This window comes from Paraglaciecola sp. 20A4, from assembly GCF_011378905.1.
Taxonomy (GTDB): domain Bacteria; phylum Pseudomonadota; class Gammaproteobacteria; order Enterobacterales; family Alteromonadaceae; genus Paraglaciecola.
In genome coordinates this window covers 68,095-83,589 of the sequence record NZ_WTPY01000008.1, presented here as the reverse complement: position 1 = coordinate 83,589, position 15,495 = coordinate 68,095, and the positions used below count along the sequence as shown (strand labels likewise).

12 protein-coding genes are annotated in these 15,495 nt (G+C 42.9%); 5 read left to right on the top strand and 7 right to left on the bottom strand.

Features of this window, described 5'->3' with window-relative positions; all coding sequences use genetic code 11:
* Positions 1-26 precede the first annotated feature (26 nt).
* Positions 27-890 (bottom strand): GGDEF domain-containing protein, encoded by an 864-nt coding sequence (locus tag GQS54_RS23265; RefSeq protein ID WP_166423942.1) that lies wholly within the window; start codon positions 888-890, stop codon positions 27-29.
* 126 nt (positions 891-1,016) lie between these two features.
* On the opposite strand from GQS54_RS23265, the gene GQS54_RS10515 reads away from it, so the two are divergent.
* Both GQS54_RS10515 and GQS54_RS10510 read left to right on the top strand, forming a co-directional pair.
* Entirely contained in the window at positions 1,017-2,990 is a 1,974-nt protein-coding gene (locus GQS54_RS10515) for a cation:proton antiporter (protein ID WP_166423941.1), read from the top strand.
* A gap of 71 nt (positions 2,991-3,061) precedes the next feature.
* Positions 3,062-4,885: a carboxyl transferase domain-containing protein gene (locus tag GQS54_RS10510; protein ID WP_166423940.1), complete on the top strand. Its 1,824-nt coding sequence runs from the start codon at positions 3,062-3,064 to the stop codon at positions 4,883-4,885.
* A 304-nt stretch (positions 4,886-5,189) separates the two neighbouring features.
* Here the strand turns inward: GQS54_RS10510 and GQS54_RS10505 are convergent, their stop codons facing one another.
* Positions 5,190-5,369 (bottom strand): hypothetical protein, encoded by a 180-nt coding sequence (locus tag GQS54_RS10505; RefSeq protein ID WP_166423939.1) that lies wholly within the window; start codon positions 5,367-5,369, stop codon positions 5,190-5,192.
* On the opposite strand from GQS54_RS10505, the gene GQS54_RS10500 reads away from it, so the two are divergent.
* Together GQS54_RS10500 and GQS54_RS10495 are read left to right on the top strand one after the other, a co-directional pair.
* Positions 5,368-5,841: a DUF1456 family protein gene (locus GQS54_RS10500; RefSeq protein WP_166423938.1), complete on the top strand. Its 474-nt coding sequence runs from the start codon at positions 5,368-5,370 to the stop codon at positions 5,839-5,841. The two genes, GQS54_RS10505 and GQS54_RS10500, sit on opposite strands and share 2 nt — an antisense overlap.
* A gap of 126 nt (positions 5,842-5,967) precedes the next feature.
* Positions 5,968-6,711 (top strand): hypothetical protein, encoded by a 744-nt coding sequence (locus GQS54_RS10495; RefSeq protein WP_166423937.1) that lies wholly within the window; start codon positions 5,968-5,970, stop codon positions 6,709-6,711.
* A gap of 45 nt (positions 6,712-6,756) precedes the next feature.
* On the opposite strand, the gene GQS54_RS10490 is transcribed toward GQS54_RS10495, so the two are convergent.
* The 4 genes from GQS54_RS10490 to tsaA form a co-directional block, all read right to left on the bottom strand.
* On the bottom strand, positions 6,757-7,887 hold the full coding sequence (locus tag GQS54_RS10490) for a patatin-like phospholipase family protein (RefSeq protein ID WP_166423936.1): 1,131 nt from the start codon (positions 7,885-7,887) through the stop codon (positions 6,757-6,759).
* A 26-nt stretch (positions 7,888-7,913) separates the two neighbouring features.
* Positions 7,914-8,753 carry an MBL fold metallo-hydrolase gene (locus GQS54_RS10485; RefSeq protein WP_166423935.1) on the bottom strand — a complete coding sequence of 280 codons (840 nt, stop codon included), beginning with the start codon at positions 8,751-8,753 and terminating at the stop codon, positions 7,914-7,916.
* 211 nt (positions 8,754-8,964) lie between these two features.
* Positions 8,965-10,680, bottom strand: coding sequence for a proline--tRNA ligase (locus GQS54_RS10480; RefSeq protein WP_166423934.1), 1,716 nt, complete (start codon positions 10,678-10,680; stop codon positions 8,965-8,967).
* A 91-nt stretch (positions 10,681-10,771) separates the two neighbouring features.
* Positions 10,772-11,521: a tRNA (N6-threonylcarbamoyladenosine(37)-N6)-methyltransferase TrmO gene (tsaA, locus tag GQS54_RS10475; RefSeq protein ID WP_166423933.1), complete on the bottom strand. Its 750-nt coding sequence runs from the start codon at positions 11,519-11,521 to the stop codon at positions 10,772-10,774.
* Between the two features lie 182 nt (positions 11,522-11,703).
* On the opposite strand from tsaA, the gene serB reads away from it, so the two are divergent.
* The gene (gene serB / locus GQS54_RS10470) at positions 11,704-12,789 is read left to right on the top strand and encodes a phosphoserine phosphatase SerB (protein WP_166423932.1); all 1,086 of its coding nucleotides are present in this window, start codon (positions 11,704-11,706) and stop codon (positions 12,787-12,789) included.
* Between the two features lie 112 nt (positions 12,790-12,901).
* Here serB and GQS54_RS10465 read toward each other — a convergent pair whose 3' ends face one another.
* The gene (locus GQS54_RS10465) at positions 12,902-15,427 is read right to left on the bottom strand and encodes a PilZ domain-containing protein (protein WP_166423931.1); all 2,526 of its coding nucleotides are present in this window, start codon (positions 15,425-15,427) and stop codon (positions 12,902-12,904) included.
* Between the last annotated feature and the right edge of the window lie 68 nt (positions 15,428-15,495).

Genomic DNA, 15,495 nt, shown 5'->3' with positions numbered 1-15,495 from the left:
GTTGTCTATATAAGAGGCGAGTTAAGTTAATTTTTATTACGGTACATAGCGGCGTCAGCGCGCATGAAAAGGCAATGTTCTGTGTCATCGCTTTGATATATGGCACTGCCGATGCTGCAACTGACTCCATGATGCGCTAATAGGTCTTGTTCTTTGAATGCTTGTTGGATGCGCTGAGTTATTTGTTGGCAAGAATCTATACTTGTATCCGTTAATAAACAGCAAAATTCGTCTCCGCCAAAGCGAAAGGCGAAATCAGTGTCGCGAAGGCATCCTGAAATAGTTGCGGCACAAGCTACAAGTATTTTATCGCCTTGAGAGTGACCATATTGATCATTTACTTGTTTAAATTTATCTAAGTCTATGACTAATAGAGCAAACTGACTTGGTTGACGTTTCGCGTGGCTAAACAAGCGATGCATAGTGTCATCAAAACTGCTGCGATTTCTTAAGGATGTTAGGTTATCTCGCGTGGCGGCTAATTTTATCCGCTCGTACTCAAGACCATTTTTAAGAGGGTTTTGAAAAAGAATGTGCAACTGCTGCAATATTTGCCATTCACGTGCCACTAGCGTGCGGGTAAACGTATAATGGATCATAGCGATTTGCTCATCATGCTGGATAACCGCTAAGCGCTTGTTATACCGATTGTTACTGCGTGAACCGAAACAAAAGTCGCTGTGATTGCACTGGATTTTTAAACCACACAGGGGTAACGTATTTTCCAGTTGCTCAAAAAAAAGTTCGCCAAGAATAGCGAGATCAATAGTGGTTAACCATTTTTGGAAGAAAGTACTGAGTTCATGTTGGTTTAATACAGGGGCATAATGACCCGGATTAAAGACGTTTTCGCCTACATGTTGCTCATAAAGTTGATTAAGTTGTTCCACTAAACACTCCTGCCAAAAAATTGGCGAAATCGCTAGAAATAGCACTGATTACGATTGCTGAGCGATATAAGCAGTATTCGTGCCCAAAAATTAAAATAGATCAGACGATAGGCGGTAACCCTTGTAATGCATGGGATTTTTGCAAACATCTTAATTTTAATGGCGGTGGCTGTTGTCAGTGTCTGGTTGTTTAAGCGCATAAACTTGCCGCCTATTTTGGCCTACTTGTTCTGCGGCATCCTCGCTGGTCCTGATTTACTCGCTTTATTTGAACACCCTGAAGACATGCAAACCTTTGCTGAACTGGGAATTGTATTTCTACTTTTTTCTCTTGGTTTAGAGTTTTCGCTTCCTAAGATGATAGCCATGCGGCAAATGGTGTTCGGTGTTGGTGTGGGACAAATGCTGTTAACGGCATTGGTGTTTATGGGGATTAGCCTGTTATTCGGCTTAGGGTTATCAGCGGCCATTATCGTTGGCAGTATCGTTGCCTTATCATCTACCGCAATCGTGATTAAACAAACAAACGATATGGGGATTTTGAATACTACACGTGCGCAAATGGCTGTCAGTATTTTGTTATTTCAGGATTTAGCGGTGGTTCCTTTACTTATTGTCGTGCCTTTACTGGCAATAGATGGGGGGCAAAGCCTAAGTATCGCTATTGGGTTATCGATCATTAAAGGTGTCATGGTGGTATTGATACTTATGTCTGTGGGTAAGTGGATATTGCCAAGAATCTTTACCGAAGTTGCCCAAACTCGTACCGATGAGTTATTTGTATTAACCACTATTTTAGTCGCGTTGATGGCTGCAGGTCTGACGTATTCTTTTGGTTTATCTATGGCATTAGGTGCATTTCTAGCGGGCATGATGCTGGGAGAAAGCCAATATAAATATCAGCTAGAGGCGGATATTAGGCCGTTTCGGGATATTCTGATGGGGCTATTTTTCATCACCATCGGTATGCGACTCAATATTCCCAGTCTAGTTGCGCAGTGGCATTGGGTATTAATTGGCTTAGTCGGTATGTTAATCATTAAGGTTGTTCTTATTCGCATATCCGGTGGGTTATTTGGGGTGCCTAAAGAAGACGCTTGGGCGGCAGGTTTTAAGCTATGCCAAATGGGTGAATTTAGTTTTGTTATCGCAGCATTAGCAGTTGACCACGGCATTTTATCGACTCAAGTAGGGTCACTTATTTTAAGTATTGGTATATTGAGTATGGCAATGACGCCATGGTTGGTGACCAAAAGTTCAGATTTTGCTCGACGTATTGTCAATGAACCCGCGCCTAAGTTTGAGCCTAATGAAGCGATCAGCGCAAGGCACCAACTAGTACATGATCATGTCATTATTATGGGATTCGGTCGTGTGGGGCAATCAGTTAGCCGCCTATTGAGAAGTGAAGCCATACCTTATTTGGTGGTCGATGCTGATCCGGGGCGGGTGAAAGAAAGTCAAAGTGCAGGGCAACCGGTGTACTTCGGAGATGTTCGTCACAAAGATATTCTTAAAGCGGTTGGAATCGAAAGAGCTAAATTAGTTTTGATTACATTTGATGAACACAATAAAGCGATGGCCGTTATACAGCTAATCTCAAGTTTGTATCCTGATTTACCCATAGTTGTTCGTACTCGAAAAGACTATCGCATGAGCGAGCTATACAGCGCTGGCGCCAGTCAGGTTGTGCCTGAGATACTCGAAGGAAGCTTAATGTTGGTGTCGCAAGTCTTACATTTATCTGGTATTCCCATGTCGCGCATTCTAAAGCGGGTACGAAAAGAGCGAAAGGGTCATTACGGTAATATGCACGGTTTCTTCCCAGGTGAAACCACGGAATTGAGTTATGCCAAGCAAGATAAATTAGAGTTTATGCATGCGGTTGTTATCGCGCCGAATGCGTTTGCGGCGCATAAGTCACTTCTTGAATTAGATATTCAACGTTCTGGTATAAAAATAAAAGGCTTGCGCCGGGATAACATCGAATTAGAAAGTCCACCACCCGAGACAATTTTAAAGTCCGGGGACGTACTAGTCATAGTGGGAAAACCAAGACGGGTTGAGCGGGCTGAGCGCTACCTGCTTGAAGGCCACTAATGTTTTACAACAATCATATGTACATGATTTAACCACGTACTTAATCCATCACACTACATTGAAGAAGTATTATGTCTGATCCTAACATCATTACAGCAAGTTCCATCGCCGTTGTTTCCGCAATTCAGGTCAATCAAGGGCAAACTATTACACAAGGCCAATTATTAATGACATTGCATCTTATGGGTACGGATTTACCTATAATTTCGCCAACGTCAGGGGTGATTACATTTATACGAGTAGAGCTTGATGATGAAGTGGAGGCTGGACAGCCGTTGTTAGAAATTGCTGATCTTGGGCAAGACGATACTTCCTTGGAAATTAACCATGTTATATCCAATGTTGAAAGTGCGTTATTAGCATTTCATGCTCGCCAAGCACTGACGCTGGATGAACAGAGAAGCCAGCAGTTAACGAAACGCCAGGCATTGGGATATCGTAGCGCTAGGCAGAATCTTACTCAATTGTGTGATGCCGATAGTTTTATGGAATACGGTCAATTTGCCGTAGCTGCCCAGCGCCAAAGGCGAGACTACCAAGAGCTAAAAAGCGCAGCCGCCGCTGACGGTATTATTACTGGGGTTGGGTTAGTGAATAGCGAGATTGCTCATAACCAACAATCCGCCAGCCAAATAGGCTCATCGGCTCGTTTTAAAACCGCTATCGTTATTAACGATTATAGTGTCTTAGCGGGAACCCAAGGTTTTTTTCATCATCAAAAATTAGATCGTATATTGGCTGTTGCAGAAAAGCAGAGTCTCCCTGTCATTATGTATACAGAAGGGGGGGGAGGACGCCCAGGAGACACTGATATTACTATTGTTAACTCTGGTTTGCAGTGCGCATCATTTTCCAGTTGGGCACAATTAAGCTACGTTGTGCCGCGCATTGCCGTAACGAATGGGTATTGTTTTGCGGGTAACGCTGCGTTATTCGGAGCCGCTGATATACGTATTGCCACTCAGCGGGCTTGGATAGGCATGGCTGGGCCTGCGATGATTGAGGGCGGAGGTTTGGGGGTGGTTAATGCCAAGGATATAGGACCAATTGAAATTCAAGCGAGTAACGGCGTGGTTGATATTGTTGCTGATGATGAAGCGCATGCCACGGAGTTAGCGAAGCGTTGCTTGGGGTACTTTCAAGGAGAAATCGGGTACACAGAAACTGAACACACGGAAAGTTTGAGTCAACAAACACTGTTACGTGAGGTATTGCCAGATGATCGACGTTTTGTATACGACATGCGAAAAGTGATAACGATACTGGCCGATAGCAATAGCTTTACTGAGCTTCAGCGCAAATTTGGTGGGGCGATTATTACCGGATTCATGCGCCTAGAAGGCAAACCAGTTGGCGTGTTAGCAAGTGATTGTAAGGTACTTGGCGGCGCGATAGATGTTGACGCAGGTGAAAAAGCAGCTGAGTTTATGCAAATGTGTAGCGCGTTTAATATTCCATTACTGAGCCTGTGTGATACACCAGGTTTTATGGTGGGTCCTGCTCATGAAAAACTTGGAGCAGTACGTCGATTATCAAAACTGTTCACTTCTGGAGCCAAACTAAAGGTACCGTTGGTGGCAGTAGCACTGCGTAAATGTTATGGCCTCGGGGCACAAGCGTTACTTGGGGGAAGCACTATGAAGCCAAACTATATGGTGTCATGGCCCACTGGTGAGTTTGGTGGTATGGGACTCGAGGGTGCCGTTAAACTTGGTTTTAGTAAAGAACTCGCAGCTCAAGATGATTTGGTCGCTCGCCAGGCTTTATTTGAAAAGCTGGTGGCCAAGCAATACGCCAATGGCCAAGCCACTGAAGTAGCAAGTGTGCTAGAAATTGACGCGGTAATCGATCCGGCCGATACGCGGCAAATAATCCTACAAACATTATTTCAATAGCAAGAAAATGCGCATAAATAGTCAAATATTTTTCGCTTTGTTAGTACATGCTCAAGCTTGTAATTAACAGGGCGTTTCATTAATGACAGAAAAAAACTTATCGATTAACCAACGTATTCATTTAGCGCGCATAGATGAGGTTATATGCTATGTGCAATCCTATTTGGATAGTACACGTACTTAACCGAATTAGCAGATATAGGGGGGGGGGCGGCGTTTTTCAGCGACTTTTTCGTTTTACATGGGGCAAAGTCTGGCTAAGTACATCCTTATCTCTAGACTGCGAAAATTTATTCAGCGAGTTCTACGCTTTCCAGATGTCGATGAACAAAGCGGTATTATTAATATCTATTTGCCTATCGACTAATTGATTGGCAACCAATGGCGGTTTTTCATCGTGCTTTATCGGCAATATGGGTATGATAGCGCCATTGAAACCCCCAATGATCCCATTGGGTACAGGACACTGATAGGAATAACCCATGATTAATAACGATGTGATGCGTCGTATTCGCTATATTTTCGATTTTAATGATAAGCAAATGCTCGAAGTGTTTGCGCAAGCTGAATACCCTGCAACCATTGCACACCTGCATAGTTGGTTACGTAAAGAAGAAGAACCAGAGTTTGTACGCATTACCGATTTGCAGTTCGCTTTGTTTTTAAACGGTTTAATTAACTTAAAACGTGGCAAGCGAGAAGGCGAGCCTGCTCCGGTTGAGCGCGTGTTAACGAACAATATTATTTTGATGAAGCTTAAAATAGCGCTTAATCTTCAAGCCGAAGATATCCTCGCCATTATGGATTCAAGCGACTTTCGTTTGTCCAAGCATGAGTTAAGTGCGCTGTTTCGCAAACCAGGTAATCGCCATTACCGGGAGTGCCAAGACCAGTTTTTACGTAATTTCTTAAAAGGTTTACAGTTAAAATTACGCGGTGAAGCTCAAAAGGATTGATCGTTAGGTCAGTGAGCGGCTGTGCTTGTTATATGGCAGCTCACTAAGACCAAAGTTCGAGGGCAAAAAAAAGATATATCGGAAATGGCGTGCTAGAGTAATTAGATACTAAAAAAGAAAAACGCTATGCCACTGACTTTTATTTTGTCCTTACTAGCTTTGTTTATATCTACCCAAGCAAAGTCAAATTCAGCGCCTGTCACCACACGTTATATGATTAACGTAACTGAAGTCGATGGCGAGCAGCCACAAGTCAGTACTACCAGACTCTTTAAATATTTGTATGCCAACCTTAATATTAGCCCGACGCTAGTGAGTTTCCCCTCTAAGCGCGGTTTAAATATGGTAAATAATGGCAAGCTAGACGCCGAAGCGTTTCGTTTTGCTTCGGTAGGCGGTCAATATAAAAATCTTATTCGCGTCATAGAGCCTGTAGGTGTGGGCCAAACAGGTTTTTTCTGTGTGCAGCAAGCGGCCTGTAAAATAGATGAAGCGCATAAAATTGCAATGTTAGTTGGCTTTGTAAGGGCGACTGATATATGTACGAATTTTTCGCTGAATTGTAAGTATGTATCGTCAGCTAAAGGGTTAGCAAAATTACTCGAGCAAGGATTAGTACACGCTATTTTAGCCACCACGATTGAAGGAAAACAGATTATTTGTCAGGCTAAGCAAAGCCAATATTTTTTCAAGCTCGAAGAGTCATTGGTGCGTTATGGATATCACTATGTTCACCGCAAGCACCAATCTCTGGTGCCAATGTTAGCGCAAAACATCCGTGAAATGCGTCAAAAGGGGATGTTGAACTTTGAAAAGACCCTCGCTCAACTTACCGACTATGGCTGTAACAAGCGGGTTACGATCCTATGATATTATTTTCGTCAAAGAGGATTAACCTAGTCGACGCTTGATAGGCTAGATCGATAAAAAACTACGAATTTCTTCCGCTCTAGCTAGTCCGTCATTGAAGCCCAATTCTATCAATTCTTTACAATACTCTTGCTCAAAAATAAGATAACTCAATAAGGATGAGTCTTCTTTATCATGCAGACCCATTATGCGCAGCAACGATTTTATCCCCGAAGGCATCTGATGAAAATGACGTGCAGCTATCTCGTTAAATGTGATGCTCGGGTTAATCATCAGGCAATCGATGGTCTTTAACTTACTTTGCTGGCGTTGAGCGGGAGTGAGTTGAGCAATCGTTTGATTAATACGTTGCATACGCTCTAAATCGGAGCGTAACGTGTCAGCAAAAATGGTATCTAGCAAATGTCCTGCAATCTCTAAACCGCCTGGGTAATGAATAACATCGGTAAAACGTGGCGCTCTTTCGGGTTGTTCCACGCCAATGACCAGTATTTTTTCTGCTCCAAGATGTATTGGAGGGCTTAAAGGGGAGAGTTGATGTACCGAGCCGTCTCCCAAAAACTCACCATCGAGTTTTACCGGAGGAAAGACCAATGGGATCGCTGATGACGCCATTAAGTGCTCACTGTGTAAAGCTGTTTTAATTCCTCGGCGTTGCTGTCTGTGCCATGGCTGTATGGTTTCGTGACCCTGAAAATAGCTAATAGAATCATGGGTACTATAGCTTGAAGCACTGATACTAATTGCCCGCAGATAGCCGTTTGCAACATTATTGTCAATGCGTTTGAAATCGAGCTTTTTTCGGATCAGTTTACGCAGGGGCTCGTTGTTAAGCAGACTACTGGGATGTTTTTGATTCAAAACCGATTGAAAACTTTGAAAGTAGCTTTTTGCTAAGTGGGAGTATACATCTCGTATGCCGCTTCCATAAACTTGGCGGGTAGTGAAGTTCTTCCATACATGTTCCAGTTTACGGATGCCCAAATGATAGCAAGATGCATAACAAGCAAGCCCTGTTGCGTTAATTGCGCCTGCTGAGCTTCCGCAGACTATGGGAAACGGAATCCCTTTGTTGCGAGGTAAAAAAGTACTAATAGATTTTAGCACGCCCAATTGATATGCAGCTCTGGCTCCACCACCTGATAAAAGCAGCGCATATTGATTACGTTTATGCATGTTGAATTTGGGTCCTACCTTTAATCTTAAAAATTAATGCACATGCCTTCGGCAGCGGCGAATAAAACTAAATCTGCCTCGGCGATAGCAATCAGCTCCTGACATTGAGCTTCTACAGAAGCGATGTTGTCATCGGTACGTGTATGGTCATGGCTATACAAAGCTAAGCGTTTAGCTCGGCATGCCATTGATAGTTTCACTGCTTCTTCGGCTACTGAATGACCCCAACCTGATTTTGCCGGCATATCGGCTAACATATATTGCGCATCGTGAATCACTAAATCTGCATCTCGAGCAAATTCTACCCAATCCAGAAAATCAGTATTCTTTTTATATGGGGGGTATAACTCGTTGTCGGTAATATAAACCACTTTGCTACCATCAGCTTCAATGCAGAAGGCGCTGCCTCCCCCTGGATGATTAATTTTCTGACGTTGAATCCGTGCATTGCCAATGTGCCAATGGAGTATCTCATCAGCTCGAGTTAGCAAGGTGATGTTCGATGGTAAAGTGTCAAAAGGCACCGGGAAATAGCTGCCACTCATTTGTTTTAGAATATTGTCGTGCTCGGCTAATGTAGTTTGCCCTGGGGTAATAAAAATATTACGTTGAGGTTGATAAATAGGCGCAAAAAATGGAAAACCTTGGATGTGATCCCAATGATTATGTGTCAATAGCAAATGAATGTCTGTGTTTTTTGTGACGAGTTTCTGACCCAATTCTCGAATACCGGTGCCTGCATCTATGATGATGTCGCTGCCGTCGTTTAACGCAATATGCACACAGGCTGTATTGCCACCGAACTTAATATAATTGGCCCCCGGCGTCGGTATCGAGCCACGTACGCCATAAAAGGTTAATTGCATCAATAAACTCAACTATCGGTTGCTACAGAGTTACCCGTTAGCGACCTCTGATATTAGTGGATTTAAGGTTAGCACTAAACGGGTCATTCAATAAGCGTTAATAATATGCGCATGTATATAAATATATGCCCATAAAAAAGCGCAATAAATTGCGCTTTTTATTTGATTCTATGCGCCAGCTGAGCCAGAACATATTTAATACACGGTAACGTTACAGCGTAGAAATAAACTCAACTAATTTAGGTATATCAATTAGTTGCTTCTCGCCAGTACGACGGTTTTTATATTCTACTTTTTGTTCATCAAGGTTACGCTCGCCTATTACAATTGTATGCGGTATACCTATCAATTCCATATCGTTAAACATTACGCCTGGGCGCTCTTTACGGTCATCGAATAATACTTCCACACCGAGAGCTTTAAGCTGGGCATATACGTCTTCTGCTAATTGTTGAATACGTTGAGATTTATGCATGTTCATAGGCACAATTGCTACTTTAAATGGTGCAATCGCTTCAGGCCAAATTATGCCGTATTTATCATGGTTCTGTTCAATTGCTGCGGCCACGATACGTGATACACCGATACCGTAACAACCCATTGTTAGTAGTTGATGTTTGCCATTTTCGTCAAGTACTCCGCAGTTCAACGCTTGAGAATATTTATCGCCAAGTTGGAAAATATGGCCAACTTCAATACCACGTTTGATTTCAATGGTGCCTTTACCATCAGGTGATGGGTCACCGGCTTTTACATTGCGAATGTCAGCTACTTGGAAGTCTTTGGCGTCACGTTCCCAGTTGGCGCCTGTATAATGGACGTCATTTTCATTTGCGCCGCATACGAAGTCAGCCAAAACGGCTGCGCTGCGGTCAACAATAACAGGTATGGTTAGCCCTACTGGCCCAATTGACCCTATGCTACAACCTAGGCTGTCTTCAATTTGGGTTTCACTTGCCATCGTCAACGGAGCAAAAATAGCATCCATTTTTTCAGCTTTTAATTCATTTAACTGATGGTCACCGCACAATACCAATGCCACTAGACCTTGTCGGCCTGTGTCGTCGATTTCACCGAGTACAATTAAGGTTTTAACCGACTGCTCGGCAGGTACATTTAACAACGTACTGACTTGTTCAATAGTTTTAGCATTTGGCGTCGCGACTTTTGCTAGCTCTGCACTGGGGGCTGGGCGAGCCGTTTGCGGGGCAAGCGCTTCAGCTTTTTCGATATTTGCCGCATAATCAGACGCGTTGCTAAAAGCAATATCATCTTCGCCTGAATCTGCTAATACGTGGAATTCATGTGAGGCGTTTCCACCAATCGAGCCATTATCAGCAATTACTGGGCGAAATTCTAAATTGATACGTTCAAATACTCGGCAATAAGCGGCAAACATATCATCGTATGTTTTTGTTAAACACTCGTCACTTAAATGAAACGAGTAAGCGTCTTTCATGGTGAATTCACGGCCACGCATTACACCAAAGCGAGGGCGTACCTCATCGCGAAATTTGGTTTGAATCTGATAAACATTTAACGGCAGTTGTTTGTAACTACTGACTTCGTTTTTAACCAAAGCTGTGACAACTTCTTCGTGCGTTGGCCCAAGTACGAAGTCTCTGAAGTTACGATCTTTGATGCGTAAAAGTTCTGGCCCATATTCGTCCCAACGACCAGATTCTTGCCATAAATCAGCTGGTTGAACCACTGGCATCAATATTTCTAATGAGCCTGCTCGGTCCATTTCTTCACGCACAATTTGGGCGACTTTGTTCAATACACGCAAGCCAGTCGGTAACCAAGTGTACAATCCGGACGCAAGCTTGCGAACCAAGCCTGCACGTAACATTAGCTGGTGGCTGATCACTTCTGCATCTGCAGGTGTTTCTTTCTGGGTAGATAATAAATATTGGCTTGTGCGCATTGGCGTGAGGTTCTCAATTAGTTCTAGGTTATTAATCGGCGGCTATTCTACCAGTGACGCAGGCTAGGCTAAAGTCCCTAAACGGGAAATCTTAACAATCTTTATCCTCGGCGGTATGAACGATGCTGGTTACATAATTAGCATGCTCGCTTACCCGCCAGCGAATATTCAAGTCAAATAGGTTCATGCCATATTCTTTATCACTGTCCTGTTTGGCCTTGTATGCTGGACGAGGATCTTGCGCCAATACCTGTTCTATCAACGCAGTTAGCTGTGGATAGTGGTTCTGCCAATGCGTTAACTGATTCGTACATTGGGTTTCAAAATATACGGCCATGGTGGAGGGCGGTTTATCAGCGAAGCCACCGGTCGCACTGGGAATACTGTCAGCCCATGGAACATAAGGCTTAATGTCGATTATGGGGGTACCATCGAGTAAATCTACCCCTTTTACCAATAAACTCAGACGACCATTTTTATGTTGTACTGAGTCAAATTTGACAACAGACATACCTATACCATTCGGTCTGAATGTGCTTCGAGTGGCCAGTACACCTTGTTTTTTGTTCCCGCCCAATCGCGGTGGTCGCACCATCGGTGACCAACCTTGCTCAACTGTTTTGTGAAATTGAAATAGCAGCCATAAATGGCTGAACTGTTCTATGCCTCGCAACATATTTGGATCGTCAAACCCTTCATCAAATACAATTTCACCATAGGCTGCATTCACGAGATTGGGTTGTCTGGGAATCGCAAATTTTTGCTGGTAAGGCGTGTGAATTACCCCCAGAGGGTGTAAGTTAATTTCGTGTTGCTTAGGCATAGCACTACTTTTAGTCATAATTAATGGGTAAGGGGCTATGGTAAGCGCCAATGCGCGTTATCTCAAAAATAATTTCGGCTTGTGCCTAAGGGTATTTGTAAATACTCGGTCAAGAACGCCATCAGTGAGATTTTTAATGGGCTGGATTTTATCTTGGGCTTTGTTAACATTCAGCCCTATTCATTATTTTGGTCATTCATGTGTTTGAATTTAGCCCACACCCGAAGCAACTTGCTTCTAGTCTTTTTCTTGAAAGATTGATTACTGATCCTACATTTGGTCAGTTTCATTTTATTAATGATCGTATTGTCAGCAAAACTGCGCATGATAATTTCACCCCAAGTAAACTTAGCCTGACAGGGTTTAACCTTGAAACTGAACACAGTAGTTTAGTTATTTTTGCAGAAGGTTTGAGTTTAGCAAAAGTATTTGCCGTATCGATGGCGTTTTCAGACAAGCTTAATGTGCTGTGTTACGAGGTATTACGCGATGTGCCTTTAACCGGCGTAGGTATCGTTTTACGCGTTGAAAGACTGAGCAAAGAAGATTTACGACCACTGCTTGAAAATATAGCGAACAAACACGCCGTTGAAATATGTTTATTCGCGCGCGCGCCGCGCTTAGATGAGCCCGGTTTATTGCTGATGGATATGGACAGTACCGTGATTAGTATTGAATGCATTGATGAAATAGCCAAGCTTGCGGGGGTGGGCGATGCGGTGTCCAGCGTTACTGAGCAAGCTATGCAAGGCAAATTAGATTTCGCTGAAAGTCTACGTAGCCGAGTTGGCTGTCTTGCGGGCGCAAATGAAGACATATTACAGCAAGTCCGCCGAGCATTACCGCTGATGCCGGGGATCTTTAATTTGGTTAAATTCTTAAAACAACACCAGTGGAAGCTTGCCATTGCTTCTGGTGGTTTCAGTTATTTCGCCGACTATTTAGCTGATAGGCTAGAGCTTGATGCCGCCATTGCTAATGGATTAGGTATTGTCGATGGAAAATTAACTGGAGAGGTTGAAGGGGATATTGTTGATGCCCAAGTCAAAGCGGCCACATTATTAGAATTGGCAAACGAGTTTGATATTGCTGACAGCCAAACGATTGCCATGGGGGATGGTGCAAACGATTTGGTGATGATGAACGCGGCGGCATTAGGCGTGGCGTTTCATGCTAAGCCTGTTGTGCGTGCACAGGCAGATATTTCTATCCGCAATGGTGGATTAGATAAGCTGTTATGGGTATTGGCGGCTTCAACACCCAATACCAGTGTCGACAAGCAATAGACAGCGCCGAGCCTTGTAATAGGCCGTTCATAATGTTTGCGTATTGATTGATATGTTAGTTTTTGGTGGCACCTTTAACGTGCCACCTTTTTAAATTGACATCGTAGTGATGTCAATATTCGGCGTTAAGCAGCTGTTCTATTTCCAAACTTTTTTGCGGATGATGTTGCTGGCTATCCTGGTTATCGGAAATCGTCATGGCGTCAAACTGATAACGACTCATTACTAAATCGGTTATATCCAATAAGTCCCCTACGCCGTGGACGTTCCAAAGCTTTTCTTCGAGTTGTTTGGCCTTGTGCACAGCATAAACACCTACATAATTAATTTCAGATTGTAGATGGTCAATATCAGGCCTACCAGTGCGCGCCAAAAAGACCTTTAATGCTATAAATTGTCCTTTTTCAATAGACTGTGAGATGAATTGACGTCGTTGTTCGTCTGTGGCGAACTGATCAGCAAAGCAGCTTTTAATTGCCTCTGCCGGGTCGTCTTTACTGGGATCAAACGCCACAAATAATTCATTCATCACTGGCCGTTGATGGGGCTTAATACGGCTCAACGTACTTCGAATGAAATCCATCGGCCCATTTTGACCTTCGAATAATGCCGTTAAATTAAATTTCCCGGGAGGGGCTTGGAAACTCAATAGGGTTGTGAGACGAATTTGATTAGACCAAGTTGCTACGGCATCTGGCACATATTTCGCGCCTTCTTTTCGAATAAAAAAAGCGACATTAGGGACGTTGTTAGCATATATATTCCGTAGGGCTTCGCCGATGCCAGGGATATCTTCTTCATCTTTATATGCTTTGAGTTTAGAACGATTATTTTTAATGAGTTCTTCAAAAAAAGCTTTCGTACTGGTGCTTTGCTCGTCATTCACTACCTTTAAATGCAGAATATTACGTTCTGCAGATATTTGTCGAACGGTATAGGGCAGTTCCTTAAGATCATATTTACGGGTTACTTTTTGCAACTGGGGAAAGCTGACATGTACTTTCGTGTCAACGGCTTTGTGGAAAAACGTATTTAACTCGAGCTTAATCCCATTTATCGATATGTCATCGGTATTCCCTTCTAACACCATTTCCTCGACGGTTAATTGCACTTTGCTGCGCAACATAAAACGTGTTTCTCGACGTTGATTAGCGTATTTAAATCGAAATACTTGAATATTCTCAGGAGGACGATTACGGGGATGACCAAATACCTTTAAACGAGGTAATTTTGCCCGGTCCAGAGGCAGTTTTTGAAAACAGTCGGTATTATATTTATCCGTTAAATTAGTGAGTAAAGCGATATGAGTCAAATGTTGTAATCGAGACATCAAACGAGGGGTAGGTGGCTGATTCTGGCGTTTGACAGACTGACTTATACTATCTGCAATCGACAGTGGACGATGGCTCTGTTTAGGCTCCATTTCTTGTACTTGTAATTTGTACACCCGCCAACTGACTTTACGCGAACCGTAACCTAAAAATAAATCTTTTAAACTAGGGTTAGCGAGCAATTCTTCATGAGACGCAGAATAGAAGTAAATTTTGTCATTTTTTATATGATTAAAAGAATACAGATAGGTTTCCTGTTTACTTTTACCGTAGGACAGACATTGCTTAATACGTGCATCGCTAAACAAGTAGCCTAGTTTTAGGTCACTAATTTCATTATTCCAATAAAAAATATCTTGCCGGTTACAGTCATTGGCTAACGCGTAACGCGGGATATAATTCCCGTCCTTGGACTCAATATACACAGGAACGGAAGTAAAATTAGGTATGTAATATTGTTCGTAAGTTTTCTTATGAATGGCATCGAACGTGTTGTCTAGATTAACTTTATAACGACGTTTGTTGCCATGAATAAAGCGCTCTAGAAAACGATCAAAACTTGGCATTAAAATATCAAACAAACGCTTTAAGTGCAGGCGCTGGTCATCGACATTGCGATTAATTCCTTCGACAACATATTGCACCCCTTGACGGTTATCCAGTACGTATTCATGTTCAATCCCCCGAAATTGCACGGAAAGTCTGTCACCTATTTTGAATCTGTGCTCTTTGCTTATTTTAAGTTTCAAACCACCGAGTGAAACGTCAACCGTGGTGGCCAGCATACTTTTATTGTTTTCGGTGAATATTTCTACGCTCATAGCATAATTCATACGCTCTTCGTTGCGCTGGGAGAATTCGCCAAAGGGCATTATGGGGGCTAAATAGTCTTGCCTGATAGGAGCTGCAACGGTTTCATTTTTAACCGCTCGTGTCATTTCTTTCTGTTGGCGCTTGTGCATCACTCGGTAGTTATTTTCTGTGCTTAATACCGCTTCGTTGACACCTACTGTATATTCACCGAAGGAGCGAACTTGACGCTCAAAAACGTCGATTGCCATATCATCTAAATAGTGAGTTTGGTTCTCATATTCATACAGTTTGCACTTGCCGTCTACGTGACCGCGTAAGTCAATTATGCGCGAGCATGGCCTTGCTAATCGCTTGAGTTCCATTTTTAGTAAAAAGCGCTTTTGCTTTGGAATTGACCCCGCAACCTGGGCCAAAATTTGATTAAATTCGGGCTCGTTGATCATCGGTTTTAGTTGTTCGATAATGTCATGATACTGCTCAAGATCTTGATTCATAATGAATGCGTACTTAATTTTAGTTGTTTAGGACGGACTCTATATAGACTTATCGGCAAGATGAGTCG

Bases quoted from the DNA above. Each gene is read 5' to 3' on its own strand.
- GQS54_RS10515 (WP_166423941.1), top strand. From the start codon at position 1,017: ATGCATGGGATTTTTGCAAACATCTTAATTTTAATGGCGGTGGCTGTT.
- GQS54_RS10510 (WP_166423940.1), top strand. From the start codon at position 3,062: ATGTCTGATCCTAACATCATTACAGCAAGTTCCATCGCCGTTGTTTCC.
- GQS54_RS10500 (WP_166423938.1), top strand. From the start codon at position 5,368: ATGATTAATAACGATGTGATGCGTCGTATTCGCTATATTTTCGATTTT.
- GQS54_RS10505 (WP_166423939.1), bottom strand. From the start codon at position 5,369: ATGGGTTATTCCTATCAGTGTCCTGTACCCAATGGGATCATTGGGGGT.
- GQS54_RS10495 (WP_166423937.1), top strand. From the start codon at position 5,968: ATGCCACTGACTTTTATTTTGTCCTTACTAGCTTTGTTTATATCTACC.
- GQS54_RS10490 (WP_166423936.1), bottom strand. From the start codon at position 7,887: ATGCATAAACGTAATCAATATGCGCTGCTTTTATCAGGTGGTGGAGCC.
- GQS54_RS10485 (WP_166423935.1), bottom strand. From the start codon at position 8,753: ATGCAATTAACCTTTTATGGCGTACGTGGCTCGATACCGACGCCGGGG.
- GQS54_RS10480 (WP_166423934.1), bottom strand. From the start codon at position 10,680: ATGCGCACAAGCCAATATTTATTATCTACCCAGAAAGAAACACCTGCA.
- tsaA (WP_166423933.1), bottom strand. From the start codon at position 11,521: ATGACTAAAAGTAGTGCTATGCCTAAGCAACACGAAATTAACTTACAC.
- GQS54_RS10465 (WP_166423931.1), bottom strand. From the start codon at position 15,427: ATGAATCAAGATCTTGAGCAGTATCATGACATTATCGAACAACTAAAA.